The organism is Brevibacillus sp. GCM10020057, assembly GCF_042683565.1.
Lineage (GTDB): Bacteria > Bacillota > Bacilli > Brevibacillales > Brevibacillaceae > Brevibacillus.
In genome coordinates, this window is the sequence record NZ_JBHUJW010000003.1 from 1 (window position 1) to 534 (window position 534).

At 52.1% G+C, this 534-nt stretch carries 1 tRNA gene and 2 rRNA genes; all 3 read left to right on the plus strand.

The features are described from left to right. The first annotated feature begins 14 nt into the window (after window positions 1-14). Window positions 15-90: transfer RNA gene (locus tag ACFSO0_RS00585), tRNA-Ala, on the plus strand. Window positions 91-170: 80 nt separating this feature from the next. Next, a 5S ribosomal RNA gene (gene rrf / locus ACFSO0_RS00590) occupies window positions 171-287 on the plus strand. 103 nt (window positions 288-390) lie between these two features. After that, window positions 391-534, plus strand: a 23S ribosomal RNA gene (locus ACFSO0_RS00595); the annotation flags it as partial.

Genomic DNA, 534 nt, shown 5'->3' on the forward strand with positions numbered 1-534 from the left:
TTTATACCCTTTACGGGGCTGTAGCTCAGTTGGGAGAGCGCCTGCCTTGCAAGCAGGAGGTCATCGGTTCGATCCCGTTCAGCTCCACCAAATTTCTAAAAAAATACAGCTTGAAAGTGCACGAGTGTCTGTGATATATTGACTTTCGTCACTTTGAAGAGAATACCTTGTCTGGTGATGATGGCGGAGGGGACACACCCGTTCCCATACCGAACACGGCCGTTAAGCCCTCCAGCGCCGATGGTACTTGCTCCGCAGGGAGCCGGGAGAGTAGGACGTTGCCAGGCAGGTTACTCGTCAGAGTAGCCACTATTCGTTCCTTGAAAACTGGATACTGCATGTATTGCTAAGGATTAAAACTGTAAGTACTTTTTAGTGCTGACCAATTGTGGTTAAGTTACTAAGGGCACACGGCGGATGCCTTGGCGCTAGGAGCCGAAGAAGGACGCAGCGAACTGCGATAAGCCTCGGGGAGCGGTAAGCACGCTTTGATCCGGGGATCTCCGAATGGGGCAACCCACCATCCGTAATGGG